At 72.2% G+C, this 26033-nt stretch carries 24 protein-coding genes; 13 read left to right on the top strand and 11 right to left on the bottom strand.

Annotated features, from left to right (window positions below):
• Nucleotides 1–38: 38 nt before the first annotated feature.
• The 3 genes from ACFV9M_RS35855 (at nucleotide 39) to ACFV9M_RS35845 (ending at nucleotide 3619) form a co-directional block, all read left to right on the top strand.
• The gene (locus ACFV9M_RS35855) at nucleotides 39–965 is read left to right on the top strand and encodes a DUF3558 domain-containing protein (protein WP_385075611.1); all 927 of its coding nucleotides are present in this window, start codon (nucleotides 39–41) and stop codon (nucleotides 963–965) included.
• A gap of 118 nt (nucleotides 966–1083) precedes the next feature.
• Entirely contained in the window at nucleotides 1084–2043 is a 960-nt protein-coding gene (locus ACFV9M_RS35850) for a DUF3558 domain-containing protein (RefSeq protein WP_385075609.1), read from the top strand.
• Between the two features lie 76 nt (nucleotides 2044–2119).
• The gene (locus tag ACFV9M_RS35845) at nucleotides 2120–3619 is read left to right on the top strand and encodes a DUF2637 domain-containing protein (protein ID WP_385075606.1); all 1500 of its coding nucleotides are present in this window, start codon (nucleotides 2120–2122) and stop codon (nucleotides 3617–3619) included.
• Nucleotides 3620–3695: 76 nt separating this feature from the next.
• Here the strand turns inward: ACFV9M_RS35845 and lysS are convergent, their stop codons facing one another.
• Entirely contained in the window at nucleotides 3696–5438 is a 1743-nt protein-coding gene (lysS, locus tag ACFV9M_RS35840) for a lysine--tRNA ligase (RefSeq protein ID WP_385075603.1), read from the bottom strand.
• Nucleotides 5439–5573: 135 nt separating this feature from the next.
• Between lysS and argS the strand changes: the two genes are divergently transcribed.
• The 3 genes from argS (at nucleotide 5574) to ACFV9M_RS35825 (ending at nucleotide 8481) form a co-directional block, all read left to right on the top strand.
• The gene (gene argS / locus ACFV9M_RS35835; protein ID WP_385075601.1) at nucleotides 5574–7340 is read left to right on the top strand and encodes an arginine--tRNA ligase; all 1767 of its coding nucleotides are present in this window, start codon (nucleotides 5574–5576) and stop codon (nucleotides 7338–7340) included.
• 93 nt (nucleotides 7341–7433) lie between these two features.
• Nucleotides 7434–7586, top strand: coding sequence for a hypothetical protein (locus ACFV9M_RS35830; RefSeq protein ID WP_385075598.1), 153 nt, complete (start codon nucleotides 7434–7436; stop codon nucleotides 7584–7586).
• Between the two features lie 37 nt (nucleotides 7587–7623).
• Entirely contained in the window at nucleotides 7624–8481 is an 858-nt protein-coding gene (locus tag ACFV9M_RS35825; protein WP_385075596.1) for a DUF4253 domain-containing protein, read from the top strand.
• Between the two features lie 39 nt (nucleotides 8482–8520).
• Here ACFV9M_RS35825 and ACFV9M_RS35820 read toward each other — a convergent pair whose 3' ends face one another.
• Both ACFV9M_RS35820 and hemB read right to left on the bottom strand, forming a co-directional pair.
• Entirely contained in the window at nucleotides 8521–9807 is a 1287-nt protein-coding gene (locus ACFV9M_RS35820) for a PLP-dependent aminotransferase family protein (protein ID WP_385075593.1), read from the bottom strand.
• A 76-nt stretch (nucleotides 9808–9883) separates the two neighbouring features.
• Entirely contained in the window at nucleotides 9884–10876 is a 993-nt protein-coding gene (gene hemB, locus ACFV9M_RS35815) for a porphobilinogen synthase (RefSeq protein WP_385075590.1), read from the bottom strand.
• 248 nt (nucleotides 10877–11124) lie between these two features.
• Here hemB and ACFV9M_RS35810 point away from each other — a divergent pair, with 248 nt between their 5' ends.
• A complete protein-coding gene (locus ACFV9M_RS35810) occupies nucleotides 11125–12516 on the top strand; it encodes an FAD-binding oxidoreductase (RefSeq protein WP_385075587.1) in 1392 nt (463 codons plus the stop codon).
• Between the two features lie 113 nt (nucleotides 12517–12629).
• Here the strand turns inward: ACFV9M_RS35810 and ACFV9M_RS35805 are convergent, their stop codons facing one another.
• Nucleotides 12630–12980 (bottom strand): DoxX family protein, encoded by a 351-nt coding sequence (locus ACFV9M_RS35805; RefSeq protein WP_385075584.1) that lies wholly within the window; start codon nucleotides 12978–12980, stop codon nucleotides 12630–12632.
• A gap of 160 nt (nucleotides 12981–13140) precedes the next feature.
• Between ACFV9M_RS35805 and ACFV9M_RS35800 the strand changes: the two genes are divergently transcribed.
• Nucleotides 13141–13509, top strand: coding sequence for a winged helix-turn-helix transcriptional regulator (locus ACFV9M_RS35800; RefSeq protein ID WP_385075582.1), 369 nt, complete (start codon nucleotides 13141–13143; stop codon nucleotides 13507–13509).
• On the opposite strand, the gene ACFV9M_RS35795 is transcribed toward ACFV9M_RS35800, so the two are convergent.
• The gene (locus ACFV9M_RS35795; protein WP_385075579.1) at nucleotides 13479–14081 is read right to left on the bottom strand and encodes a hypothetical protein; all 603 of its coding nucleotides are present in this window, start codon (nucleotides 14079–14081) and stop codon (nucleotides 13479–13481) included. The genes ACFV9M_RS35800 and ACFV9M_RS35795 overlap by 31 nt on opposite strands.
• A 293-nt stretch (nucleotides 14082–14374) precedes the next feature.
• Nucleotides 14375–14818 (bottom strand): ATP-binding protein, encoded by a 444-nt coding sequence (locus tag ACFV9M_RS35790; protein WP_385075637.1) that lies wholly within the window; start codon nucleotides 14816–14818, stop codon nucleotides 14375–14377.
• 151 nt (nucleotides 14819–14969) lie between these two features.
• On the opposite strand from ACFV9M_RS35790, the gene ACFV9M_RS35785 reads away from it, so the two are divergent.
• The gene (locus ACFV9M_RS35785; protein ID WP_385075576.1) at nucleotides 14970–15806 is read left to right on the top strand and encodes a helix-turn-helix transcriptional regulator; all 837 of its coding nucleotides are present in this window, start codon (nucleotides 14970–14972) and stop codon (nucleotides 15804–15806) included.
• Complete coding sequence (locus tag ACFV9M_RS35780; protein ID WP_385075574.1) at nucleotides 15803–16009, top strand: DUF397 domain-containing protein; 207 nt, start codon at nucleotides 15803–15805, stop codon at nucleotides 16007–16009. Before ACFV9M_RS35785 ends, ACFV9M_RS35780 begins: the two co-directional genes overlap by 4 nt.
• A gap of 60 nt (nucleotides 16010–16069) precedes the next feature.
• On the opposite strand, the gene ACFV9M_RS35775 is transcribed toward ACFV9M_RS35780, so the two are convergent.
• The 5 genes from ACFV9M_RS35775 to ACFV9M_RS35755 form a co-directional block, all read right to left on the bottom strand.
• Nucleotides 16070–17773, bottom strand: coding sequence for a uroporphyrinogen-III synthase (locus tag ACFV9M_RS35775; protein WP_385075571.1), 1704 nt, complete (start codon nucleotides 17771–17773; stop codon nucleotides 16070–16072).
• Nucleotides 17770–18765, bottom strand: a complete 996-nt coding sequence (gene hemC, locus ACFV9M_RS35770) for a hydroxymethylbilane synthase (RefSeq protein ID WP_385075568.1) — start codon at nucleotides 18763–18765, stop codon at nucleotides 17770–17772. Before hemC ends, ACFV9M_RS35775 begins: the two co-directional genes overlap by 4 nt.
• A complete protein-coding gene (locus ACFV9M_RS35765) occupies nucleotides 18762–20465 on the bottom strand; it encodes a glutamyl-tRNA reductase (RefSeq protein WP_385075565.1) in 1704 nt (567 codons plus the stop codon). Before ACFV9M_RS35765 ends, hemC begins: the two co-directional genes overlap by 4 nt.
• On the bottom strand, nucleotides 20462–21247 hold the full coding sequence (locus ACFV9M_RS35760) for a redox-sensing transcriptional repressor Rex (protein ID WP_385075562.1): 786 nt from the start codon (nucleotides 21245–21247) through the stop codon (nucleotides 20462–20464). Before ACFV9M_RS35760 ends, ACFV9M_RS35765 begins: the two co-directional genes overlap by 4 nt.
• A 420-nt stretch (nucleotides 21248–21667) precedes the next feature.
• Nucleotides 21668–21955, bottom strand: coding sequence for a glutaredoxin family protein (locus ACFV9M_RS35755; protein WP_385075560.1), 288 nt, complete (start codon nucleotides 21953–21955; stop codon nucleotides 21668–21670).
• 186 nt (nucleotides 21956–22141) lie between these two features.
• On the opposite strand from ACFV9M_RS35755, the gene ACFV9M_RS35750 reads away from it, so the two are divergent.
• From ACFV9M_RS35750 to ACFV9M_RS35740, 3 genes are all read left to right on the top strand, one after another.
• Complete coding sequence (locus ACFV9M_RS35750) at nucleotides 22142–23044, top strand: HAD family hydrolase (protein ID WP_385075557.1); 903 nt, start codon at nucleotides 22142–22144, stop codon at nucleotides 23042–23044.
• 625 nt (nucleotides 23045–23669) lie between these two features.
• Nucleotides 23670–24449 (top strand): ECF subfamily RNA polymerase sigma factor, BldN family, encoded by a 780-nt coding sequence (locus ACFV9M_RS35745; protein ID WP_385075555.1) that lies wholly within the window; start codon nucleotides 23670–23672, stop codon nucleotides 24447–24449.
• Between the two features lie 233 nt (nucleotides 24450–24682).
• Entirely contained in the window at nucleotides 24683–25978 is a 1296-nt protein-coding gene (locus ACFV9M_RS35740) for a DUF5667 domain-containing protein (protein ID WP_385075552.1), read from the top strand.
• Nucleotides 25979–26033 lie beyond the last annotated feature (55 nt).

Below are 26033 nucleotides of genomic sequence, written 5' to 3'. Positions count from 1 at the left end.
CCAGCCACCCATGTTGTGACCGTCGAGAGGAGCCGACCGTGCAGCGGAAGGCGTACGTATCCGGCGTCGCCGCACTCCTCGCGGCGCTGCTGGCCGGCTGCACCGGCGGCTCCGCCGACGACGGCACGACGGACGACTCCAACCCGGGCGAGGCCGGCACGGCGACGGCCGCCGCCCAGCCCGGCCGGTACGACTCGCTGCCGCAGGCCTGCGGCAGCGTCGCCCGCTCCACCCTCGACTCGCTCCTCCCCGGCATCAGCGCGGTCGCCGACGAGACCCAGCGCGAGGCCGTCTACGCGGGCGAGGCGACCCTGACGTACGACACGGACCGCAAGGCCGGCTGCCGCTGGAAGGTGTCGTCGGCGGAGGCCACCGACCACCTCTTCGTCGACTTCGAGCGCGTGGTGTCGTACGACAACGCGGTCAGCGACGACAACCAGGCCGAGACGCTGTTCGCCGAGAAGGTGACGGCGGCCGACCTCCCGGCGCCCGCGGCCTCGGGCACCGGCAGCGGGCAGCCGACCCCCTCCACGGACACGAGCACCACCACGGCCACGAACACCATCACGGGCACGGGCACCAGCACCAGCACCGCCCCGGGCACGTCCAAGGGCGCGCCCGCGAGTCCGGCCCCCTCGGCGTCGACGAGCCCGTCCGCCTCCGCCTCGGCCTCCGCCTCGACCTCCGCTTCCCCCTCCCCGTCCCCGTCCGTCACCCCGGCCGACCTCCAGCCCCGCCTCCTCGACGACCTCGGCGACGAGGCGTTCGTCGACGACGCGCTCTCCAGCTCCGGTTCGACGGCGAAGCAGCGCACCGTGACTGTGGCGTTCCGCACGTCCAACGTCATCGTCACCATCCAGTACGAGGAGCAGCCGGCGACCGTCGGCGCGGTCCCGGACAGCGAGGAAATGCAGGACAGGGCACGGAAACTGGCCGCCCGGATCGCCGACTCCCTCGCGGGCTGAGGCCACTTCGCGCCGGCCCGCCGCCCGCCCGCTCAGCTCCCGAACCGCAGCCGCACAGCTTTTCCACCGCGTACCGTGGCCCCTCGGACCCGATCCGACCGCAGGAACCACGAGCGTCATGAGTGAAGGAACCATGCAGCGACGAGCCCAGCGAGACGACCAGCGAGACCAGCGAACCCAGCGTGCCGGAGGCCTGAACCGTCTCCTCGCCGCGGCAGCCGCACTCCCCGTGATGCTGATCGTCGCCGGCTGCTCCTCGGACTCCGGCTCCGGCGACGACGCGCAGAAGGCCGCTGCCAGTGCCGGCGCCGAAGCCGAGGCGGGTGCCACGGTGAGCGCCACGCCGACGGTGCAGGCGGCGGCGTACCAGGCGCTGCCGGAGGCGTGCGCGGTGCTGTCGAAGAAGACGCTGACCGACCTGGTGCCCAAGGACACGAAGGGCAAGGAGGGCACGTCGAGCGACACCGCGACCCGGGCGTCCTGCTCCTGGTCCAGTCTGGACAACAACGGGGTGAAGGGTTCCCAGTACCGCTGGCTGAACGTCTCCCTGCTGCGCTTCGCGTCGGACACCTCGACCTCGGGCGAGCAGCAGGCGCAGGAGTACTACGCCAAGCAGGTGCAGGGCGCCAAGACGGTGTCCGGCGCGGCCAACACCAAGACGCAGGCGCTCACCGGGGCCGGCGACCAGGCGACGACCGTGCGTTACGACCTGAAGAAGAAGGAAGGCGCCTTCAAGCAGCAGACGGTCGTGGCGCGCGTGGAGAACGTGGTAGTCACCGTCGACTACAACGGCGCGGGTCTGGCGGGCGAGAAGACGCCGAACGCGGACACCCTGACGAAGGCGGCGGAGAAGGCCGCCAAGGAGGCGGTGGCGTCGGTCCGGTCGGCCAACGGCGAGGGAACGAGCGGCGGTTCGGCGTCCCCGTCCCCGTCGAAGTCGTCGTCGAAGACCTCCTCGGCGACCTCCTCGGCGACCCCTTCCGCGGCCTCCTCGGCGACCGCCTCCAAGGCGGCCTCGACGACCGTGACGAAGGCCTCCACCACGTCGTCGTCGAAGACCTCCGCCAAGAAGAGCTGACGGACCGGCAACACGTGAGCCGCACACATGTGCCACCCTGTTGCGCGCAACAACACGCAAGGGGAGGGGAGTGCGGGTGGCCGCGCCAATACAGCTGACCCGGATGCACCGCGTTCTCATCGGCGTGGTCGTGACCGGCGCCGTGATCATCGCCGGAATCGGCTTCGCGGGTTCCTACGCGGCGGTCCGGGAACTGGCCATCCAGAAGGGCTTCGGGAACTTCTCCTACGTCTTCCCGATCGGCATCGACGCGGGCATCTGCGTCCTGCTCGCCCTGGACCTGCTGCTGACGTGGATCCGGATCCCGTTCCCGCTGCTGCGGCAGACGGCCTGGCTGCTGACGGCGGCGACGATCGCGTTCAACGGCGCCGCCGCCTGGCCGGACCCGCTGGGCACCGGCATGCACGCGGTGATCCCGATCCTGTTCGTGGTCGCCGTCGAGGCCGCCCGGCACGCCATCGGCCGGATCGCCGACATCACGGCGGACAAGCACATGGAGGGGGTCCGCCTCACCCGGTGGCTCCTCTCCCCGGTCCCCACGTTCCTGCTGTGGCGCCGGATGAAGCTCTGGGAGCTCCGCTCCTACGAGCAGGTGATCAAGCTGGAGCAGGAACGTCTCGTCTACCAGGCCCGCCTCCGCTCCCGCTTCGGCCGCGCCTGGCGCCGCAAGGCCCCCGTGGAGTCCCTGATGCCGCTGCGCCTGGCACGGTACGGCGTACCGCTGGCGGAGACGGCCCCGGCGGGCCTGGCGGCGGCGGGCATCGAACCGGCCCTCCTCCCCCCGGCCCCCCACCAGGAACTGCCCGCGGCATCCCCGCAGCAGCTCCCCCCGGCCCCGACGGCCACATCGACCGACCCGAACACCACCCCCGCCGACCAGGCCGCCACAGCCACGCCCCAGGCCCCCGCGGCCACGGCCACGGCCACGACCACGGCGCAGAATCCCGCTCCCGCAGCCGCAGCCGCAGCCACGGCCACGGGCAGTCGTGCCGCCGGGGCGGCACGGGTGGGCGCGGCCGCGCCCTCCGGCGGGCAGCACACTCCCCCCGGCGGCGACCAGGACCCCGGCTCCCCCGACAAGGCCCCCGACCCGGAAGTGAACCCCTGGCTCCACGCCCGGCACCCGCACCAGGTCGAGTACCACGGCGGCTACAACCCCCAGTACAACCCTCAGTACAACCCGCAGTACGACCCTCAGTACGACCCCGAGGCGCAGTACGAGCAGTGGTACGAGGAGCAGGTCCAGGCCGACGAGTACCGCGAGCAGTACGAGGAGGAGCCGCCGGCCCCCGGCCAGGAACCGGCCCCGGAGGAGACCGGCACGTTCCCCATCCCCGTGGGCCCGAACCGCACCCGCGAACTCGGTGACGGCGGCGGCAGCCCGGAGCCGGACGACGACGCGTACTACCAGGTGTTCCGCCAGTCGATAGACGGCAGCTACCCCACGCCCCGCGTCCTCGGCGACAACATCCAGGCGACCTACGGCAGGACGCTGAGCCCCAGCGAGCTGAAGACCCTCGCGGAGCGCTTCCAGCAGCGCCACTCGGCGGAGCTGGAGGAGGACCACATCGCGTGACCCCCACGGCATGACGGAGGGGGCGCCCGGCGAACACCGGGCGCCCCCTCCGTCGTGTCCGGGGCCTGTCCGGGGCCTACGCCCCGAGCAGGGTCCGTACCCGCTCCTGCCCCACCGCCAGCAGCAGCGTGGGCAGGCGCGGACCGGTGTCGCGCCCGACCAGCAGGTGGTACAGCAGCGCGAAGAACGTGCGCTGGGCCGTCTTGATCTCGGCGGGCAGTTCCTTGGGCGTGGCGTCGGCCGAGAACCCGGCCTGGACCTTGGGCACGCCGTACACGAGGTGGGTCAGCCCGTCGAGCGACCAGTGCGAGGCCAGCCCGTCGAGCAGCAGCCGCAGCGACTGCCGGGAGGCGTCGTCGAGGGACTTCAGCAGGTCGGTGTCGGGCTCGTCGCGCACGATGGTCCGCTGGTCGGCGGGGACGTGCGTGTTGATCCAGGCCTCGGCCTTGTCGAACCGCGGCCGGGCCTCGTCGAGCGAGCCGAGCGGGTTGTCCGGGTCGAGCTCGCTGAGGATCCGCAGCGCCTGGTCCTGGTGACCTGCGGTGATGTCGGCGACGGAGGCCAGCGTCCGGTACGGCAGCGGCCGCGGGGTGCGGGGCAGCTCACCGCCGGCCGTGCGCACCGCGCGGGCGTGCGCGGCAGCGTCCGCGGGCAGCACGGTCCCGTCGGCGACCTTCGCGTCGAGCTTGTCCCACTCGTCGTACAGCCGCTGGATCTCCTGGTCGAAGGCGATCTTGAAGGACTGGTTGGGCCGGCGCCGGGCGTACAGCCAGCGCAGGAGCTGCGGCTCCATGATCTTGAGCGCGTCCGCCGGGGTCGGCACCCCGCCCCTCGACGACGACATCTTCGCCATGCCGCTGATGCCGACGAAGGCGTACATCGGCCCGATCGGCTGCTTGCCGCCGAAGATCCCGACGATCTGGCCGCCCACCTGGAAGCTGGACCCCGGGGACGAGTGGTCGACGCCGCTGGGCTCGAAGACGACGCCCTCGAACGCCCACCGCATCGGCCAGTCGACCTTCCAGACCAGCTTGCCGCGGTTGAACTCGTTCAGCCGGACGGTCTCGGAGAAGCCGCAGGCGTCGCACGCGTACGTCAGCTCGGTGCTGTCGTCGTCGTAGGAGGTGACGGTGGTGAGGTCCTTCTCGCAGTTGCCGCAGTACGGCTTGTACGGGAAGTAGCCGGCGGTGCCGGAGCTGCCGTCGTCCTCGGACGCGGCGCCCGAGCCCTCGGCGGCCTCCAGCTCGGCCTCGTCGAGAGGCTTCTGCTGCTGCTTCTTCGCCGGGGCCTTCTTGGTCCGGTACTGGTCGAGGATGGCGTCGATGTCGCCCCGGTGCCGCATGGCGTGCAGGACCTGCTCGCGGTAGACGCCGGAGGTGTACTGCGCGGTCTGGCTGATCCCGTCGAACTCGACGCCCAGCTCGGCCAGCGCCTCGACCATCGCGGCCTTGAAGTGCTCGGCCCAGTTCGGGTGCGCGGAGCCCTTCGGGGCCGGGACGGAGGTCAGCGGCTTGCCGATGTGCTCGGCCCAGGACTCGTCCACGCCCGCGATGCCGGCCGGCACCTTGCGGTAGCGGTCGTAGTCGTCCCAGGAGATCAGGTGCCGGACCTGGAACCCGCGCCGGCGGATCTCGTCGGCGACCAGGTGGGGCGTCATGACCTCGCGGAGGTTCCCGAGGTGGATGGGGCCGGACGGGGACAGGCCGGACGCGACGACGACCGGTTTGCCCGGGGCCCGGCGCTCCGACTCCTCGATGACCTCATCCGCGAAACGGGAGACCCAGTCGGTGGTCTCGGTGCTCTGAGCCACGATCGGCACGTCCTCTTGAAGCTCGAACTCTGGATTGGCCCCTCCATACTCCCAGACGGTCCCGCGCCCGGGAAAACCGCTTTACCCCCCATGGGATACTGGCCGTGTCTATCCATCCCCACGAGGAGAACGGCACCCATTCCTATGGCCCCGGTCACGTCCCTCAGCCACTCCGTCGAACAGCACCTCGCGTCCGCCCTCTCGGCCACCCTGCCGGAGGCCGCCGGCGCGGACCCGCTGCTGCGACGCAGCGACCGGGCGGACTTCCAGGCCAACGGGATCCTCGCCCTGGCGAAGAAGGCGAAGGCCAACCCGCGGGAGCTGGCGACGCAGGTCGTCTCCCAGGTCGTCACCGGTGGCGTGATCGGCGACATCGAGGTCTCCGGCCCCGGCTTCCTCAACGTCACGGTCACCGACCGGGCGATCACCGAGAACCTCGCCGCGCGGTACGCGGACACCGACCGCCTCGGCGTCCCGCACGCGGACGCCCCGGGCACGACGGTCATCGACTACGCCCAGCCGAACGTGGCGAAGGAGATGCACGTCGGCCACCTGCGCTCCGCCGTCATCGGCGACGCGGTGGTCCAGCTGCTGGAGTTCACCGGCGAGACCGTGGTCCGCCGGCACCACATCGGCGACTGGGGCACCCAGTTCGGCATGCTGATCCAGTACCTGGACGAGCACCCGCACGAGCTGGACCACAAGGAGTCCGCGGTCAGCGGCGAGGAGGCGATGTCGAACCTCGACCGCCTCTACAAGGCCGCGCGCAAGCTGTTCGACGCCGACGAGGAGTTCAAGACGCGGGCGCGGCGCCGGGTGGTGGACCTCCAGGCGGGGGACCCGCACACGCTCGCCATGTGGCAGAAGTTCGTCGACGAGTCGAAGATCTACTTCTTCTCCGTCTTCGAGAAGCTGGACATGGAGATCCGGGACGCGGACATCGTCGGCGAGTCCGGTTACAACGACATGCTGGCGGAGACCTGCCGCCTGCTGGAGGAGTCGGGCGTCGCGGTGCGCTCGGAGGGCGCCCTGTGCGTGTTCTTCGACGACGTCAAGGGCCCGGACGGCAACCCGGTCCCGCTGATCGTGCAGAAGTCGGACGGCGGCTACGGCTACGCGGCCACGGACCTGTCCGCGATCCGCGACCGCGTCTTCCACCACAAGGCGAACACGCTCCTGTACGTCGTGGACGCCCGGCAGTCCCTGCACTTCAAGATGGTCTTCGAGACCGCGCGCCGGGCGGGCTGGCTCAACGAGGACGTCAAGGCCTTCCAGCTCGCCTTCGGCACGGTCCTCGGCAAGGACGGCAAGCCGTTCAAGACCCGTGAGGGCGAGACGGTCAAGCTGGTCGACCTCCTCGACGAGGCCGTCGAGCGGGCTACGACCGTCGTGCGGGAGAAGGCCGAGAAGGTGGGCCTGAGCGAGCAGGAGATCGTGGAGAACGGCCGGTACGTCGGCATCGGCGCGGTGAAGTACGCCGACCTGTCGACCTCCGCCGTCCGGGACTACAAGTTCGACCTGGACCAGATGGTCTCGCTGAACGGCGACACCTCCGTCTACCTCCAGTACGCCTACGCCCGTATCCAGTCGATCCTGCGCAAGTCCGGCGAGGCCCGCCCGGTCGCCCACCCGGAGCTGGAACTGGCCCCGGCGGAGCGGGCGCTGGGCCTGCACCTGGACCAGTTCGGCGAGACGGTCCTGGAGGTCGCGGCCTCCTACGAGCCCCACAAGCTCGCGGCCTACCTGTACCAGCTGGCCTCGCACCTGACGACGTTCTACGACCAGTGCCCGGTGCTGAAGGCGGAGACCGCCGAGCAGCGGGAGAACCGCCTGTTCCTGGTCGACCTGACGGCCCGTACCCTCCAGCGGGGCATGGCCCTGCTGGGCATCCGGACGCCCGAGAAGCTCTGACGGCCCGCCGGCCCGCCCGCGCGCCGGAACCGCTCCTCGCACCCGTGCGTCCCGCTCCGAGAGGAGCGAGAACACGAGTGCGAGGAGAAGCCGTTGGGCGGCCAGGACGACCCGTCGCTCGGCGAGGCCCTGATCAGCCTCCTGGTGATCGCCGGGGCGGGCGTGCTCATCCCGGCCACCATCGTCCTGCCGGTGATCGGCCTGGGCATCTGGGTCGCCCACCTCATTCGGCGTCGCCGCAGGTGAGCGCGGACTGTCAGTGCCGGCCCCTACAGTCACGGGCATGGCGACTCTTCCCAACCCGCTGCCCAGGCTGGCCTCCGACCCGAGCGGGCGGTCCCTCGGGCTCCAACTGCCGCCCGGCAGGCTGATCGACGCCTTCGACGACTCGTCGGACGGGCCGGTGCTGTGGCATGCCGAGCAGGCCGCGGCCCCCGGCAACTGGACCGCGTTGGGCGGGAGGGCGGCGCGGGCCGGACTGCTGCCGGTGCTCGTCGACGTGGGCGGCGGCCAGGGCGGCCCGGAGAAGTGGGAGCTGATGCCCGGGGAGGCGTCCTACCCGGGGGACCACCACGCCGAGGACGTCCTGGCGGACTTCTGGGAGGCCGACGCGGAGGACGAGGAGGCGGACGAGGGCGAGGGGGAGCCCGAGGGGGCCTGGGACGACGAGACCGCCGAGCTGCTCGCGCCCTTCGGCCCCGACTGGCCGGGCCTCGCCCCCTCCCCCGCCCTCACCATGGACCCGGCCGCCTGCGCCGCCCAGGTCGCCGACCTGCTGACCGACGGCTCCGCGTCCTGGCCCGAGAAGGCGCACCTGGCGCTCGTCCCGGCCCGCCGCTCCGCCGACATCCCGGCCGCCCTCGGCTGGCCCGGCCCCCTCAACCACACGGACGACGTGGCCCGCCTCTGCGCGGTGCTGCGCTCCTGGGAGGACCGCTTCGGCATACGGGTCGTCGCGCTCGGCTTCGACCTGCTCGCGGTCTCCGTGGCCGCCCCGCCCGCCACCGCCGACGAGGCGGAGGCGGTGGCGGCCGAGCACTTCGCGTTCTGCCCGGACAACATCACCCAGGGTCCGGGCAGTCTGCGGGAGTACGCCCGGGAACTGGTCGGGGCGCGCGTCTGGCACTTCTGGTGGGACTGAGCCCACCGGTCAGCCTCTGAGCCCCCGTCCCAGCCCCTGTCAAAGCCCCCGTCCAAGCCCCCGTCCGAGCCTGCGCAGCCCCTCCGCTATCTCCTCCGGCGACTGCGTCACGAAGCACAGCCGCAGCGTCGACCGGTCGGGCCGGCCGGCGTGGAAGGGGGCGCCGGGCACGTAGGCGACGTCCTCCCGGACCACCCTCGGCAGCAGCGCGGTGGTGTCGTACGCCTCCGGCAGCCGGGCCCAGAGGAACATGCCGCCCTCGGGCCGGTTCCACACGGAGCCCTCGGGAAGGGCGTCGGGCAGCCCGGCGAGCATGGCGTCCCGGCGCTCACGGTAGGCGGCGGCGACGCGGGCGACGTGCGCGTCGAGGTCGCGGTCGGCCAGGTAGCGGGCGGCGGCGAGCTGGTTGACGGTCGGGGTGTGCAGATCGGCCGCCTGTTTGGCGACCGCGCAGGCCCGCCGCAGCTCCGCCGGGGCGCGCAGCCAGCCCAGCCGCAGGCCGGGAGCCATCACCTTGGAGAAGGAGCCGAGGAGCACGGTCCGGTCGCGGGCCTTGGGGTGGGCGGCGATCCAGGGGACGCGCTCGCCCTCGTAGCGGAGTTCGCCGTACGGGTCGTCCTCGACGATCCACAGGCCGTGGACGGCGGCGACGGCGGCGAGGGCGGACCGGCGCTCGGCGGAGAGGGTGCGGCCGGTGGGGTTCTGGAAGGTGGGCACGGTGTAGAGCAGCTTGGGCCGCTCCCGCACGACCAGGTCGGCCAGCGCCTGCGGGTCCGGCCCGTCCGCGTCCCCGGGGACGGCGACGACCCGCGCGCCCGCGAGGCCGAAGACCTGGAGGGCGGCGAGATAGCAGGGGTCCTCGACGAGGACGGTGTCGCCGGGGTCGAGGAGGGCGGTGGCGAGGAGGGACAGCGCCTGCTGAGACCCGGTGGTGACGAGGATGTCGTCGGCGTCCGTCGGCAGTCCCCGTGCCGTCGTCCGCTGCGCGAGCCGCTCGCGCAGCGCGGGCTCGCCCTCGGTGGTGGCGTACTGGAGGGCCCGGCCCGGCAGTTCCTCCAGCACGTGCCGGAAGGCGTCCGCGACGCCCTCCCGGTCGAACAGCTCGGGCGCGGGCAGCCCGCCCGCGAAGTTGATCACCTCGGGGCGGGCGGTGACGGCGAGGATGTCCCGCACCGGCGACCCCCCGGTGGCACGGACCCGCAGGGCGAGCGGCGGCGGAGAGGCGGGCGCGGGCGGCACCGCGACAGGTGCGATGCCGGATGCGGTACCGGAAGCGGTGCCGGGAGCGGTGCCGGGTGCGGTGCCGGGTGCGGCGGGAAGGATCATGACCGCACCCTAGAGAAATACATGCCGTCTACAAGAACCTTTTCGGGATGTGGACGTCTGCGCCCCTGCGGAGTGCCTACCGGAGCTTCCGCGCCACCTCGGTGGCCCAGTAGGTCAGGATGGTCCGCGCCCCGGCCCGCTTGATGCCGGTCAGTGCCTCGACGATCGCCCGGTCGCGGTCGATCCAGCCCTTCTCGGCGGCGGCCTCGATCATCGAGTACTCGCCGGAGATCTGGTAGGCGACGACCGGCACGTCCACGGCGTCGGCGACCCGCGCCAGGATGTCGAGGTAGGGGCCGGCCGGCTTCACCATCACCATGTCGGCCCCCTCCTCCAGGTCGAGGGCGAGCTCGCGCAGCGACTCCCGCAGATTGGCCGGGTCCTGCTGGTACGTCTTCCGGTCCCCCTGCAGCGAGGACCCGACGGCCTCCCGGAAGGGCCCGTAGAAGGCGGAGGCGTACTTGACGGTGTAGGCGAGGACGGACACGTCCTCCCGCCCGATCTGGTCCAGGGCGTCGCGGACGACGCCGATCTGACCGTCCATCATCCCGCTGGGGCCGACCACATGGGCGCCCGCGTCGGCCTGCACCTGCGCCATCTCGGCGTACCGCTCCAGCGTGGCGTCGTTGTCGACGCGCCCGTCCGCGTCCAGGACGCCGCAGTGGCCGTGGTCGGTGAACTCGTCCAGGCACAGGTCGGACATGACCAGCAGGTCGTCCCCGACCTCGGCCCGCACGTCCCGCAGCGCGACCTGGAGGATGCCGTCCGGATCGGTCCCGACGGTGCCGCGGGCGTCCTTCTTCTCCTCCTCCGGAACGCCGAAGAGCATGATCCCGGAGATCCCGGCCTCCACCGCCTCCGCGGCGGCCTTCTTCAGGCTGTCCCGGGTGTGCTGCACGACCCCGGGCATCGCCTCGATCGGCACCGGCTCGCTCACGCCCTCCCGCACGAACGCGGGCAGGATGAAGTCGGCCGGGTGCAGCCGGGTCTCGGCGACCATGCGCCGCATCACGGGGGTGGTGCGCAGCCGCCGGGGACGCGTACCGGGGAAGGATCCGTACTTCGTCATACGCCTACGCTACGCCCGCCCCACCCCCGCCCTTACCGACGAGCCGTCGGTGCTCCGCGCCCTCCACGGCGGGCATCCGGCGCCCCTCGGGGAGATCCTGGAAGGGTCCCGGAACAAGGACCCCGACGGCCGGCCGCCCCGACCGCCGCCGTCCCTCCGCACGCACGCCTGCCCGCCCTCCCGCCCGCCCGCCACGGAAGAAGCACGCCACGGAAGAAGCACGCCACGGAAGAAGCACGGAGGACGCGATGACCACCATCCACCACACCCCCTACCTCTTCGCCCTCTCCGGCGTCCGCGGCCCGGTGCTGCGCCCCGGCGACGACGGCTACGCCGCCGAGGTCACCGGCTTCAACCTGGCCGCCCTGCACACCCCCGACGTGGTGGTCTGCGCGACGGGCGCCGACGACGTCGTGGCCGCGCTGCGCTGGGCGAGCGCCACCGGCACCCCGGTCGCCGTCCAGGCCACCGGGCACGGCGCGAACTTCCCCGTCGAGCGGGGCCTGCTGATCAGCACCGCCCGTATGAGGGAGGTGCGGGTCGACCCCGAGCGGCGCACCGCGACGGTCGCCGCCGGAGCGAGGTGGAGCGACGTCATGGCGGCGGGGGCACCGCACGGACTCGCCGGACTCAGCGGCACCTCCACGGGCGCGGGCGTGGTCGGCTACACGCTGGGCGGCGGGCTGCCGGTCCTCGGCCGCGCCTACGGCCACTCCTCCGACCTGGTCCGCTCCCTCCGGGTCGTCACACCGGACGGCACCCTGCACGAGACCGACCCCGACCACGAACCCGACCTGTTCTGGGCGCTGCGCGGCGGCAAGGGCAACGTCGGCATCGTGACGTCGTTGGTCTGCGAGCTGCTGCCACTGCCCCGCTTCCTCGGCGGCGGCCTGTACACCCCCGGCGAGCACACCGAGGCGCTCCTGCGGGCGTGGGTCGACTGGACGCGCACAGTGCCGGACGAGATGTGCAGCGCGTTCTCCGTCCTGCGCCTGCCGCCCATCCCGCAGCTCCCCGAACCTCTTCGCGGCGGCTTCTGGGCCCGTGTCGCCCTCGCCTGGCCCGGCGATCCGGCGGAGGGCGAGGAGCTGATCGCGCCGCTGCGCGCGGCGGCACCGCTGACGGTCGACACGGTGGAGGTGATGGACCACACGGCTCTGGACCGCATCCACCTCGAACCCCAGGACCCGCTGCCCGCCCGGGAGTCGTGCGCCCTGCTCCGCGACCTCCCGCCGGACGCCGTCCGCGCCTTCGTGGACCGGACCGGCCCCTCGGCGGGCCCCGACCACCCCCTGCTGATGACCGAACTGCGTCATCTGGGCGCCGCGTTGGCCCGCCCGCCCGCCGTGCCGGACGCCGTGTGCGGCCGGGACGCCGCGTACGCGATGGCCGCGGTCGGCGTCCTGTCCGCCCCACCGGCCGCCGAGGCGGTCGAACGGGAGACGGCGGCACTCGCCGCCGCGATGGCCCCCTACGGGACGGGCCGCACCCTGGTCAACATCCACGGCACCCCGGGCGACGAGACCGACCGCGCCCGCGCCTGGACCCCGGAGACCTACGACCGCCTCCGCACCCTGAAGTCGCGCTACGACCCGGCGGACCTGCTGCGCTACGGCCACACGGTGACCCCCGCCCCCTGACGGCTCACCCGCGGCCGACGACCCCTTCGACGAGGGCCACGGTGGCCCGGTGAGCGTGCCGATGGCGGCGGCGCTCGGATGGATCTCGTGGCCGAGGTGGCTGCGGAGGGCGGTCAGAGGGTGGCGGCGCGCAATGCGATGAGGACCAGGGCCACTGTCGCGAGGACGGCTGCCGGGGGTGTGCCCTTGTAGTCGCCGACGCGCACGTGTGTGACGACCGCGCCGATGAAGTAGAGCGTCAGGCCGACGGCGGCGGCGATTCCGAGGGGCCCCCACCAGAGTCCGACGACGAGGCCGCCCGCGCCGGCGATCTGAGCGACGCCCAAGGGCGGCAACATGCTGTAGGGCAGTCCGAGGGTGGACATCTGGTCGACGAGCCGCTTCGGCCGGGTGAATTTGGCACCGGCCGAGGCCAGCAGCACCACCGACATGAGTGCGGCGACGACGGCATAGGCGATGAACATGACGGAACCTCAACTGTCCGACGGAGGAAGGAAAAAGGAAGAGCGGCTACGCATCGGATGACCTGGTCACACGTCCAGCCCTGCCTGGGCCATCGGGATGGTGCGCTGCATGCCTTCGACGTTAGGCAGCCGATAGGTACCTGAAGGTAACCTTCAGCTCGTGAGCCTCCGCCCCGGAACCGTCTTCCTCGCCGACTGCCCCGCTCGCCTGGCCATCGAGATCATCGCCAGCAAATGGGCCGTGGTCACGCTCTTCGCACTGAGCGACGGCCCCTTGCGGCACGGCGAGCTGGTCGAGCTGATCGGAGGCATCTCGCGCAAAGTGCTGACGCAGACGTTGCGCCGCCTCCAGGACAACGGCCTCGTCGAGCGGCGCGCGTACGCCGAAGCACCACCACGCGTGGAATACAGCCTGACCGAACTCGGACGCACCCTTGAGGAGCCCATCGCGAGGCTGACCGAATGGGCGAGATCCAACGGCGCGGCCATCGCCACGTTTCACGAGGCGGCCGAGGCGAAGGACGCATAGGGCGCGTAGGGCGCGTAGGGCGCGTACTGGTCGGGGTCAAGGAGTGGCTTGAGCGAGGGGCAGGAGCGGCGGCGGCCCGCGAGCGGAGAGCCGGACAAGTCCGCGTACAGGCTCGCTCGATCCGCCGTGAGACGCGCCTGGTCGTAACGTCCGACCTTCACCAGCACCTGAGCAGTCAACGAGTAGCAGGCGGACAGACGCGCGTAGCTGATCTCAGCGCGTTCCCGAATCTGGGTGTGAGCCGTGGAGAGGAGGTCAGGAAGCGCCTGGAGGAGCTCGCCGTACCTGCCCTTGTCGAATTCCCGCAGCGCGAACGCGATCCGGTCCCGCCCCTCGGGGAAGCGGTCGGCGAGGCTGCGGATGTCGACCGGGGCGCCCTCCGGCAGCGACAGGATGTGCGTGGCCAGTCCGATCGCGGTCAGCGACAGCTCGCGGTGCTGGGCGAGATGGTTTCCGACGACCGTGTACTGGCCCGACTGGAACGCCCGTACGTGGGTGACACCGGAGGGGGTGGCGGTGGGCCGAACACCCTGATTCGGGCGCGCGACGGCGTTAGGCTTCTTCTTAGCCATGGGGAAGGGTCTGCTTCCTCGTTGGTCAGGCCCTCGCACTGGGATTGCCGTCCCGGCGGGGGCCGATGCATGTGTGGGGCTGTGGAGTTGTCTGCGCCGAGCCTGCACGCATGTGCCCCCCGCCCGCCACTCAGATCGACCGGTTTCACCCGCCCGAGTGACGGACGCGAGGTTTGGTTGGTTGGGTAGGTTTTTTCCCCGGGTTCTTTGGTCTTTTACCGCCCGCCGCCCCGGCCCGCGCCTCACCGGGTGACCTGTTTCCGGGCTCCGGCACGGGACTCATGGACAGGCGTTCACCGAGGGGACGCCAGATCGATTTCCGCCCACACCGTCTTGTACGGCACCGGCCCCGGCCGCACACCCCAGCGGTCCGCCAACTCCTCCACGAGCAGCAGGCCGTAGCCGGACTCGGCGGGCACCCCGGCCGCCGCCGGCGCCCGTGAGGGCACCTGGTCGCCCCGGCTGTCGCCGACTTCGACGCGCAACGTCCCGGAAGCGGTGACCGAGAGAGTGAGGCGGAAGCTCCGGCCGGGGACACGGCCGTGCAGTGCGGCGTTCGCGGCCAGTTCGGCGACGACGAGCCGGGCCGGATCCAACGGCAGCCCCCAGTCGAGCAGTTGCTGCGCGGCGAACAGGCGGGCGAGACGGGCGCCCCGCCGGGTGGCGGAGAGCGACACCGAGAACTGGCGGGCAGGGGCGGGCGCGGAAGGCGCGGTTTGCTGATTCACGTCACTCAGCGTGTTTACGCATGCGTACTCTGTGAAGACGGGCGGCCCGTGCTGACGGTGTCCGTCCGTGCGGCGTCCGGTTTCCGTCCGGACCGTACGGGGTGACGGGGAGCGGGCGCCGGGGTTGGACCGGGAAGGGCACGGCGGGAGGGTGACGGACGTGAACGAGTGGGACGCGGGACCGGCGGACGACGAGGAGGCCGGGGCCGTGATGAGGGCCGTCCAGCGGCAGTTGAAGCTGTGGCGGGAGTCGGCCGGCCTCACCCAGGCCGAGTTCGGGGCAGCCATCGGGTACGGCGAGGAACTGGTCTCCTCCGTGGAACGGGGGCGGCGCATCCCCCGCCCCGAGTACCTGGACCGCGCCGACGAGGCCCTGAACGCGGGCGGCAGGATCGCCGCGTTGAAGGAGGACGTGGCGGAGGTCCGGTACCCGAAGAAGGTACGGGACCTGAAGAAGCTGGAGGCGGACGCGGTCGAGCTCTGCGCCTACAACAACTCCGTGGTGCACGGGTTGTTGCAGACCGTGGAGTATGCGCGGGCGGTCTACCTCGGCAGTCGGCCGCCCCTCATGGAGGAGGAGTTGGAGCAGCGTGTGACCGCTCGCATGTCTCGCCAGGAGATCGTGAACGAGTCGGCAGGACGGCCCCTCTTCAGCTTCGTCCAGTGCGAGTCGACGCTCCGTCGGCCCATCGGGGGCAAGATGGTGATGCGAGCCCAACTCGAACACTTGCTGGAAATCGGCCGGCTCCGCAATGTGGACCTCCAGGTCCTCCCCCTGGGCCGCCATGAGAACTCCGGCCTGGGTGGCTCGTTCAGGCTGCTCAGGCTCAGGGAGGGGGCCACTGTGGGGCACGTCGAAGTTCAGGAGATCAGTCGAATGATCACTGACCCGAAGCACGTGCAGGTCCTGGAGATGCGCTATGGAATCATCCGGGCGCAGGCTCTCACACCGAGTGAGTCACTGGCCTTCATCGAGAAAGTGCTGGGAGACACATGATGCGTACCTCCTCCACCCAAGCCGATCGTGAACTCGATTGGATAAAGAGCAGCTACAGCACCGCTGAAGGCCCCGACTGCGTCGAAGTGGCCGCAGCCCCCGACCACATCCTCGTCCGCGACTCCAAGAACCCCGTCGGCCCCCGCCTCGCCCTCACCCCCACCACCTGGGCTGCCTTCCTCCCGTACGCCTCCGAGGCCTGAGCGGGCGAAAACGAAACGGCCCCGCATCCGACTGCTCGGATGCGGGGCCGTTCGTGTGCCTCAGGTCGCCCGGCGCCGGCGCGACCCCGGACGCCGTTCGCTGGGCCGGGTCACCGGGTCCCCGGCGTCCAGCGCGGCGGCCCGGCGCCGCAGGCCGAAGTCCGCCAGTGCCTCCGCCAGCTTGTGCACGGACGGCTCGGGAGCCATGACGTCGACCCGGAGCCCGTGCTCCTCGGCGGTCTTGGCCGTCGCCGGGCCGATACAGGCGATCACCGTCACGTTGTGCGGCTTGCCCGCGATACCGACGAGGTTCCGCACGGTGGACGACGACGTGAAGAGAACGGCGTCGAAGCCGCCGCCCTTGATCGCCTCGCGCGTCTCCGCGGGCGGCGGCGAGGCGCGCACGGTGCGGTAGGCGGTGACGTCGTCGACCTCCCACCCGAGCTCGATGAGCCCGGCGACCAGGGTCTCCGTGGCGATGTCGGCGCGGGGCAGGAAGACGCGGTCGATCGGGTCGAAGACGGGGTCGTAGGGCGGCCAGTCCTCCAGCAGCCCGGCGGCCGACTGCTCGCCGCTCGGCACCAGGTCCGGCTTCACGCCGAAGGCGATCAGCGCCTTGGCGGTCTGCTCGCCCACCGCGGCGACCTTGATCCCGGCGAAGGCGCGGGCGTCGAGCCCGTACTCCTCGAACTTCTCGCGGACCGCCTTGACGGCGTTCACCGAGGTGAAGGCGATCCACTCGTAGCGGCCGGTGACCAGGCCCTTGACCGCGCGCTCCATCTGCTGGGGCGTGCGCGGCGGCTCGACGGCGATCGTCGGCACCTCGTGCGGCACGGCACCGTAGGACCGCAGCTGGTCGGAGAGCGACGCCGCCTGCTCCTTCGTGCGCGGCACGAGCACCTTCCAGCCGAACAGCGGCTTGGACTCGAACCACGCCAGCTGGTCGCGCTGGGCGGGGGCGGAACGGTCACCGACCACGGCTATCACCGGCCGGCCGCCCTCGGGGGAGGGCAGCACCTTCGCCTGCTTCAGCGTCTGCGCGATCGTCCCGAGGGTGGCGCTCCACGTCCGCTGCCGGGTCGTCGTACCGGCGACCGTCACCGTCAGCGGAGTGTCCGGCTTGCGACCGGCCGACACCAGCTCGCCCGCCGCGGCCGCCACCGCGTCCAGCGTGGTGGAGACGACGACGGTCCCGTCGGAGGCGCCGACCTCGGTCCAGCACCGGTCGGACGCCGTCCGCGCGTCCACGAACCGGACGTCCGCTCCCTGCGCGTCCCGCAGCGGCACACCGGCGTACGCGGGCACGCCGACCGCCGCCGCGACACCGGGGACGACCTCGAACGGCACACCGGCCGCCGCGCACGCGAGCATTTCCTTCGCCGCGTACGTATCGAGTCCCGGGTCCCCGGTCACCGCACGGACGACCCGCCTGCCGCCCCGCGCGGCCTCCATGACAAGATGTGCCGCATCCCGCACAGCGGGTACCACAGCGCTTGTTGACGTGCCGTCAACGAGCTTGGGGTGAGGCGTGCCCGTGCCCGGGAGCGGATCCGACGAGGGATCCGGTTCCGCGTTCACGACGGCGACGCCCGGCCGGGCGTGCGTCCGCACGACGTCGAGCACCTCGTGCTCGGCGACGAGGACGTCCGCGTTGGCCAGCGCCTCCACGGCGCGCAGAGTCAGCAGCCCCGGATCCCCGGGTCCGGCACCCAGGAAGGTGACGTGCCCGTGCTCGAGGCCGGTGGGAAGGGTGGTGGGGCTCACTGTGCTCGCTCCCCCATCAGACCGGCCGCGCCCTGGGCAAGCATCTCGGCGGCGAGTTCGCGACCGAGCGCCATTGCCCGGTCGTGCGTCTCGGGCACGGGACCGGTGGTGGACAGCTGCACCATGCGCGTGCCGTCGGTGGTGCCGACGACGCCGCGCAGGCGCATTTCGTTGACAATCTGCCTGTCGGCCTGGGGGTCCCCCCGCTCGAGCGGAGCCGAGAGTGGGGGAAGGTCGGCCAGCGCTCCCACGGGAGCGCTGCAGCCGGCCTCCAGGGCGGCGAGCAGTGACCGTTCGGCGGTCACGGCGGCCCGCGTGTACGGGTCGTCGAGTTCGCCGAGTGCCGCGACGAGTTCCGCGTCGTGCGCGGCACACTCGATCGCCAGCGCCCCCTGGCCGGGAGCGGGCAGAACCGTGTCGACCGACAGGAAGTCGGTCACTTCCTCACTGCGGCCGATGCGGTTCAGGCCGGCCGCGGCCAGCACCACCGCGTCCAGCTCCCCGCTGCGCACGAACCCGATCCGGGTGTCGACGTTGCCGCGGATCGGCACGGTCTCGATGTCCAGCCCATGGCTGCGCGCGTACGCGTTCAGCTGCGCCATCCGGCGCGGCGAACCGGTACCGATGCGCGCCCCGCGGGGCAGGTCGGTGAACTTCAGCGCGTCCCGGGCGACGATCACGTCCCGCGGGTCCTCGCGCTCCGGTATGGCGGCCAGGACCAGGTCCTCGGGCTGCGTCGTCGGCAGGTCCTTCAGCGAGTGAACCGCGAAGTCGACCTCGCCCCGCAGCAGCGCGTCCCGCAGCGCGGTGACGAACACGCCCGTGCCGCCGATCTGCGCGAGGTGCTCGCGGGAGACATCGCCGTAGGTGGTGATCTCGACGAGTTCGACGGGCCGTCCGGTCACCTGGCTCACGGCTTCCGCCACCTGCCCGGACTGGGCCATGGCGAGTTTGCTCCGCCTGGTGCCCAGTCTCAGTGCCTTCTTGGTCATCGTGGCCCTCGGTTCTTCTCGGTGCTGTCCTCGGCGCGCGAGACGGAGGCCACCGTCTCCTGGTCGAGGTCGAACAGGGTGCGCAGCGCGTCCGCGTACCCGGCGCCGCCGGGCTCGGCCGCGAGCTGCTTGACCCGGACGGTCGGCGCGTGCAGCAGCTTGTCCACGACGCGCCGTACGGTCTGTGTGATCTCCGCGCGGTGCTTGTCGTCCAGCCCGGGCAGCCGGCCGTCGAGCCGGGCGATCTCGCTCGCCACGACGTCGGCGGCCATCGCGCGCAGCGCGACGACGGTCGGCGTGATGTGCGCGGCCCGCTGCGCGGCGCCGAACGCGGCGACCTCGTCGGCCACGATCCGCCGCACATGGTCCACGTCCGACGCCATCGGCGCGTCCGCGGAGGCCTCGGCGAGCGACTCGATGTCGACCAGGCGCACCCCGGCGAGCCGGTGCGCGGCCGCGTCGACGTCCCGCGGCATCGCCAGGTCCAGCAGGAACAGCACCGGCTCGGGCCGTACGGGCACGGCGACCGGCTCGGGCCTGCGCAGCTCGGGGATGCGGCCCACGGTCGCGGCGGTCGCGGCCAGCGCGGTGATCAGCCCGGAGTCGGCCTCGGGCCGGCGGGCGGCCTCCCGGCGGTCGACGGCGGTGCCGGCCGCCCACGCGGCGTGCTGCTCCAGCGTCGCCGCGTCCATGCCGGCCACGGCGGCCTCGCCCATCACGGAGAAGCCGGACTGCTGCACGGCCGACAGGTCCAGCGGGCAGCCGTCGTCGGTGCCCACGGAGGTGGGCGGCAGCGGCCGTACGTCCGCCGGCACCGGCTCGGTGCCCACGGCGTCCCCCGCGGCGACGGGCGTCCCGGCGCGGGCCTCGACCGCCGCCGCGACCGCCGCAGCGCTCAGGACGAGTCCCGTCGCCCCCGTACAGGAGACGGCGACGTCGGCACGTGTCAGCTCCTCGGCCACCGACTCCATCGGCACCGCGCGGGCCACGACGTCCGTGTCCTCGGCGTCGGTGAGGATCCGGGCGAGGCGCTCGGCGCGGTCGAAGGTGCGGTTGGCGACGACGACCTCGGCGACGCCCACGCGCGCCAGGGTCGCCGCGGCCAGCGAGGACATCGAGCCGGCGCCGATGACCAGGGCGCGTTTGCCGCGCGCCCACCCGGCCACGTCCCCGCCCGCGGCCAGCTGCTCCAGGCCGAAGGTGACCAGGGACTGGCCGGCGCGGTCGATGCCGGTCTCGGAGTGGGCGCGCTTGCCGACCCGCAGGGCCTGCTGGAACAGGTCGTTCAGCAGCCGTCCGGCGGTGTGCAGCTCCTGGGCGCGGGCCAGGGAGTCCTTGATCTGGCCGAGGATCTGGCCCTCGCCGACGACCATCGAGTCCAGGCCGCAGGCCACCGAGAACAGGTGGTGGACGGCACGGTCCTCGTAGTGCACGTAGAGGTAGGGGGTGAGCTCCTCCAGCCCCACGCCGCTGTGCTGGGCGAGCAGGGTGGACAGCTCGGCGACACCGGCGTGGAACTTGTCGACGTCGGCGTACAGCTCGATGCGGTTGCAGGTGGCGAGCACCGCGGCCTCGGTGGCCGGTTCGGCGGCGACCGTGTCCTGGAGCAGCTTGAACCGGGCGTCCAGGGAGAGCGAGGCCCGCTCCAGGACGCTGACCGGGGCGCTGCGGTGGCTCAGCCCGACGACGAGGAGACTCATGCCGGCATCACGGCGGGAACGTCCCCGTCGGGTCCCTGGTCGGTGGTCTTCCCGCGGGTCGCGGCGGTGGCCGGGACGGCCGTCGCGGCCGGGGCGGGCGCGGCGTCGACCGCGGCCTCCTCGCCGGCCTTGCGCTGCTCGTGGAAGGCGAGGATCTGCAACTCGATGGAGAGGTCGACCTTGCGCACGTCGACGCCGTCCGGGACGGACAGCACGGTCGGCGCGAAGTTCAGGATGGAGGTGACGCCGGCGGCCACGAGCCGGTCGCAGACCTGCTGGGCGGCACCGGCGGGCGTCGCGATGACACCGATCGACACGCCGTTGTCCTGGATGATCTTCTCCAGGTCGTCGGTGTGCTGGACGGGGATCCCGGCGACGGGCTTCCCGGCCATCGCGGGGTCGGCGTCGATGAGGGCCGCGACCCGGAAGCCACGGGAGGCGAACCCGCCGTAGTTGGCCAGCGCCGCGCCGAGGTTACCGATACCGACGATCACGACCGGCCAGTCCTGGGTCAGGCCCAGCTCGCGGGAGATCTGGTAGACGAGATACTCGACGTCGTACCCGACCCCTCGCGTCCCGTAGGAGCCCAGGTACGAGAAGTCCTTGCGCAGCTTCGCGGAATTGACCCCCGCCGCGGCCGCGAGCTCCTCGGAGGAGACCGTGGGGACCGACCGCTCGGAGAGCGCGGTCAGGGCACGGAGGTACAGCGGAAGACGGGCGACGGTGGCCTCGGGAATGCCTCGGCTGCGGGTCGCCGGTCGGTGAGTTCGGCCAGTTGCCACGGTGCTCCTGCGGGTAGAGCGGGGCTGCAGGCGGTCATACGTCCCCAGACCGCCCCGTCGACAGCAGGCTATGTCTTTGTGAACGCGTGCACAAAGATGGTGTCCGATTTGCCCGGCCAACGTGACCGGGCTCACGCGCCCCCGGCGCGTTCGTGGGGAACCGGCGCACTCGCGCCCACGTTCCTTCCTTATTGGGGGCAAAGTCGCACACTCTCCTCACGAATCCCGCCCCCGAGACCTGGTCGCCGTCGATTTTAAGCGACTTTTCGGGACTCTTGGACTAGCCGGTCAGTTTCCTGTCAGCTCCCCGAGCGGCTGCGCGCCCCCTCCGCGGGGGCCCCTCGGCCCTCCCAGCGGCCCCTGGGCCCCTTCCGAGCGGCCCCTCGACGCGCCGAGCCACTCGGCCTTCCGGCGGCTCCCTCAGTTCCCCGAGAGTTCCCTGCGCAGCCGCTCCTCGTCAACGCGCCAGAAGGTGTGCTGCTTCCCGTCCACGAGCACCACGGGGATCTGCTCCCAGTACTGGTCGTGGAGGCGCGGGTCCTCGGTGATGTCCCGTCTCTCCCACGGGACCCCGAGATCACCGCACACCTTCTCGACCACCACCCGCGCGTCGTCGCACAGATGGCAGCCGGGCTTACCGATCAACGTCACCAGCCGGTCCTGCGGGGCGGGGCCCTTCCGGCGAAACACGGGACTCATGCCAGCCATTCTCGCGCGCCCTCGCGCACCTGGCCGCGGCCGTGCGCGCGATCGTGACACGACCCGGCGACGGACCGCCGCACCGCCCTGCCGCACCGCCCTCACGGTGCCTTTAACGACCCGGTCGCGGAGAGTTCACAGCGTCCCAACCTCGTGAAACCGGAACCCACCGAACAGACTGGCTATGCTCACGCCATGGCCGCTCTCGGATGGCTCACTCCCCGTAGGCGCTCCGCCACGGCGCGGAGCGTGTTGGCAGGCGAAGCATCGGCGGAGGCCGCCCGCAAGGACGTCTCCACGCAGGAACCGCCGTTCCCCGTGCACGGCGACGACCGCGCCGCCGCGTTCTTCGACCTCGACAACACCGTGATGCAGGGCGCCGCCCTCTTCCACTTCGGCCGGGGCCTGTATAAGCGGAAGTTCTTCGAGACCCGCGACCTCGTCAAGTTCGCCTGGCAGCAGACGTGGTTCCGGCTGGCCGGCGTCGAGGACCCGGAGCACATGCAGGAGGCCCGCGACTCCGCCCTGTCGATCGTCAAGGGCCACCGCGTCGCCGAGCTCCAGTCGATCGGCGAGGAGATCTACGACGAGTACATGGCCGAGCGGATCTGGCCCGGCACCCGCGCCCTGGCCGAGGCCCACCTGGAGGCCGGCCAGAAGGTGTGGCTCGTCACCGCCGCGCCGGTGGAGATCGCCCAGGTCATCGCGCGCCGGCTCGGCCTGACCGGGGCGCTGGGCACGGTCGCCGAGTCGGTCGACGGGGTCTACACCGGCAGGCTGGTCGGCGAGCCGCTGCACGGCCCGGCCAAGGCGGAGGCGGTCCGGGCACTGGCCGCGGCGGAGGGCCTGGACCTCTCCCGCTGCGCCGCCTACAGCGACTCCCACAACGACATCCCGATGCTCTCGCTGGTCGGCCACCCCTACGCCATCAACCCCGACGCCAAGCTCCGCAAGCACGCCCGCGAGCTGGACTGGCGGCTGCGCGACTACCGCACGGGCCGCAAGGCGGCCAAGGTCGGCATCCCGGCGGCGGCCGGCGTGGGCGCGGTGGCCGGCGGCACGGCGGCGGCGATCGCCCTGCACCGCCGCCGCCGCTGACCCGCCGCCGCCGCTCCGCCGCCGCTATCCCGCCGCCGCTGACCCGCCGCCGACCCGCCGCCGCCGACCCGCCAGCCGACCCACCACCGCCGCCCCGCCGCCGGGACCCCGGAGCGCCCCCGCTCCGCGTAGGTGACCCGTGCGGTTGACGCACACGGTGACTCGTGCGGTTGACGCACACGGCGCTCACACGGGGGCTCACTACGTGTCCCCCCCTCGCCGCCTCACACACACCCGCGGACGCCCGTCGCGCCGACCGGTGAGAGACCGTCGCGCCGACCCGCCCCGTCCGTCGCGCCGACGAGGGCACGCCCCGCGCGCGACCCGATCCACCGCCGTTCCCCCGCGATCGGCGGCCCGTTCCCTCTTGTCCGCGCACCGCCACAACACGCCCCGGACCGACCGGAAACTCGGACTGTTTCGATCAACAACTGCTCACTCCCAGCAACCTGATCGAGCGTCAAACGGCTAGAGAAGCGACGTAATCGTCGATTTGAGCAACTCGGTGTAGCAGCGCCTGTACGAAGCGTTATTCTCCTCAGACGCAATCCGGTACCCCTCCGTCGCTACGACGGGTGAATGGTTCCGCACTGCACGTGATGGAAGCTCTGCCTCTGGGAGTCCCGTGTACCCACACGTCGGGGTTGACACCTCGGGCCTGGCTACGCTGCGCGCAACGGTCGCTACGGTCCAGGACCTGTTGCGCGGCTTCGTCCCCACCGCGTACGCCGTCCCCGCCTTCGCCACCGCCGCTCCGGCGGGCCCGTGCTACGCACTGGCCGACGGCAGCGCCGCGGTGGGCAGACGAGGACGCGCGGCCGGCGCGGCCACCGCCCGCCGACCGGCCGCCGACAGCGACAGCGCCCGGATGATGGACCTCGTCGAGCGGGCCCAGGACGGCGAGGCCGACGCTTTCGGGCGGCTGTACGACCAGTACAGCGACACCGTCTACCGCTACATCTACTACCGCGTCGGCGGCAAGGCGACCGCCGAGGACCTCACCAGTGAGACGTTCCTGCGCGCCCTGCGCCGCATCGGCACCTTCACCTGGCAGGGCCGCGACTTCGGCGCCTGGCTCGTCACCATCGCCCGCAACCTGGTGGCGGACCACTTCAAGTCCAGCCGTTTCCGCCTGGAGGTCACCACCGGCGAGATGCTCGACGCCAACGAGGTCGAGCGCTCCCCGGAGGACTCCGTCCTCGAGTCCCTCTCCAACGCCGCCCTGCTGGACGCCGTACGACGGCTCAACCCGCAGCAGCAGGAGTGCGTCACCCTCCGCTTTCTCCAGGGCCTCTCCGTCGCCGAGACCGCCCGCGTGATGGGCAAGAACGAAGGCGCCATCAAAACCCTCCAGTACCGGGCCGTACGCACCCTCGCCCGTCTCCTCCCGGACGACGCGCGCTGACCCGCTCACCGTCCGCCACCTCAACTCACGTTCCGTGAAAGTCGGTTGACTTTCGCATCCGGTCGTCGGCAGTCCGTAACCCAAGTGCCGCGCCAGTCGTTGTGCGGGATACAGGCTCCCTGTGGACACGTCCTCGCCACCTCCGCTCACTCGATCGGGTGGAAAGGATCGAGGGCGTGCACCCCCCAGAACCCCCGGGGAGTCGACCGTCATGACGAGAGGAGGTGCCGCCAGTGATCGCGAACGTATCGGCGCACCGGCGGGCGAACGCCTTCGCCCAGGCCCTGGAGGAGCAGTCCGACCGGGGCACGGCGGCCGAGCAGTCCGAAGGATCGGCACCGGCCCCGGCCGCTGCGGACCAGACCGAGCGGGGCCGCCTCCTGGCCCTCGCGACGAGTCTCGCCGAGCTGCCCAAACCGGAACTGGACCCCGAGGTCAAGGTCGTCCAGCGCGCCCAGTTGGTCGCCGCGATGGAGGCCATGCTGCAGGCGGGCACCACGGGCGAGGCGCCGGACTTCGCGGTGCCCGGACAGAGAGGGAGCAACGCTCCCTCCGCCGAAGGGCGCCGGCAGGAGGCGGGCGAGCGCTCACGCCGGGCGCGGGGCACCCACCGGGCGAGCCCCCTGGGAAAGCTCCGACCGCGCACACGGCTCGCCAAGGGCCTCACCGCGGGCGGCCTGAGCGTCGGCGTGGCCGCGGGCGCGTTCGGCGGCGTCGCCGCCGCGAGCTCCGACGCGCTGCCCGGTGACTCGCTCTACGGACTCAAACGCGGCATCGAGGACTTCAAGCTCAACTACCTCGCCGAGGGCGACAGCGAACGCGGCGAGGCCTACCTCGACCAGGCCTCCACACGGCTCGGCGAGGCCCGCAGACTCATGGAACGCGGCCGCGGCGGCGCCCACCTCGACCACGAGTCCCTCGGCGAGATCCGCCGCGCCCTGTCCGGCATGCGCCACGACGCCTCCGAAGGCCACCGGCTGCTGCACGAGGCGTACGAGCGCGACCCGGACTCGCTCGGCCCCATCCAGGCCCTGTCCGCGTTCTCCCGCTCGCACCGCGAAGCCTGGGGCGCCCTGCGCGACAGGCTCCCCGTCCAGCTCGGCGACGTCAGTCGAGAGGTCTCGTCGGTCTTCGACGCCATAGACGAAGAAGTCGCCCCCCTGCGGTCCCTCCTCCCCGAGCCCCCGGCCCGGAGCGGAAGCGGCCGCAGCGGGCAGAGCACCGGACCGGCATCGCCCGGCACCACCCACACCGGCCGCTCCACCGCCCCCAGCACCGGCGACAGCCCCTCCGGCTCCGACGGCACCGGCGGCGGCACCAGCAGCCCGAGCAGGCCGTCCTCCACCGGCACCGACGACGACGGGCTGCTCGGCGGCGACACCGGCGGCCTGCTCGACCCGCCCCAGGACGCGGACAGCGCCCTCCCGTCCACCAGCGACCCCGCCACCACCGCCCCGGACGTCACCCTCCCGCCCCTCCTCCCCGGCCTCCTGCCCGGCCTGGGCATCGACAGCGAGGACGCGGACTAGCGGCCCCGTCCGGCCGGTACGGCGGTGGGGGTGCCCTTCCCGGGAAGGGCACCCC

It is taken from the genome of Streptomyces sp. NPDC059895, assembly GCF_042731035.1.
GTDB lineage: Bacteria > Actinomycetota > Actinomycetes > Streptomycetales > Streptomycetaceae > Streptomyces.
Note: the sequence above shows the minus strand (reverse complement) of the source record. Positions and strands in the feature narration are given on the sequence as shown.

Excerpts from the sequence above, each read along its gene's own strand:
- ACFV9M_RS35805 (WP_385075584.1), bottom strand. The coding sequence starts at position 12,980 with ATGTTCATCGCCTATGCCGTCGTCGCCGCACTCATGTCGGTGGTGCTG.
- ACFV9M_RS35810 (WP_385075587.1), top strand. The coding sequence starts at position 11,125 with ATGACCACCATCCACCACACCCCCTACCTCTTCGCCCTCTCCGGCGTC.
- ACFV9M_RS35765 (WP_385075565.1), bottom strand. The coding sequence starts at position 20,465 with ATGAGTCTCCTCGTCGTCGGGCTGAGCCACCGCAGCGCCCCGGTCAGC.
- ACFV9M_RS35850 (WP_385075609.1), top strand. The coding sequence starts at position 1,084 with ATGAGTGAAGGAACCATGCAGCGACGAGCCCAGCGAGACGACCAGCGA.
- ACFV9M_RS35750 (WP_385075557.1), top strand. The coding sequence starts at position 22,142 with ATGGCCGCTCTCGGATGGCTCACTCCCCGTAGGCGCTCCGCCACGGCG.
- ACFV9M_RS35755 (WP_385075560.1), bottom strand. The coding sequence starts at position 21,955 with ATGGCTGGCATGAGTCCCGTGTTTCGCCGGAAGGGCCCCGCCCCGCAG.
- hemC (WP_385075568.1), bottom strand. The coding sequence starts at position 18,765 with ATGACCAAGAAGGCACTGAGACTGGGCACCAGGCGGAGCAAACTCGCC.
- ACFV9M_RS35825 (WP_385075596.1), top strand. The coding sequence starts at position 7,624 with ATGGCGACTCTTCCCAACCCGCTGCCCAGGCTGGCCTCCGACCCGAGC.
- ACFV9M_RS35780 (WP_385075574.1), top strand. The coding sequence starts at position 15,803 with ATGATGCGTACCTCCTCCACCCAAGCCGATCGTGAACTCGATTGGATA.
- ACFV9M_RS35795 (WP_385075579.1), bottom strand. The coding sequence starts at position 14,081 with ATGGCTAAGAAGAAGCCTAACGCCGTCGCGCGCCCGAATCAGGGTGTT.
- argS (WP_385075601.1), top strand. The coding sequence starts at position 5,574 with ATGGCCCCGGTCACGTCCCTCAGCCACTCCGTCGAACAGCACCTCGCG.
- hemB (WP_385075590.1), bottom strand. The coding sequence starts at position 10,876 with ATGACGAAGTACGGATCCTTCCCCGGTACGCGTCCCCGGCGGCTGCGC.
- ACFV9M_RS35820 (WP_385075593.1), bottom strand. The coding sequence starts at position 9,807 with ATGATCCTTCCCGCCGCACCCGGCACCGCACCCGGCACCGCTCCCGGC.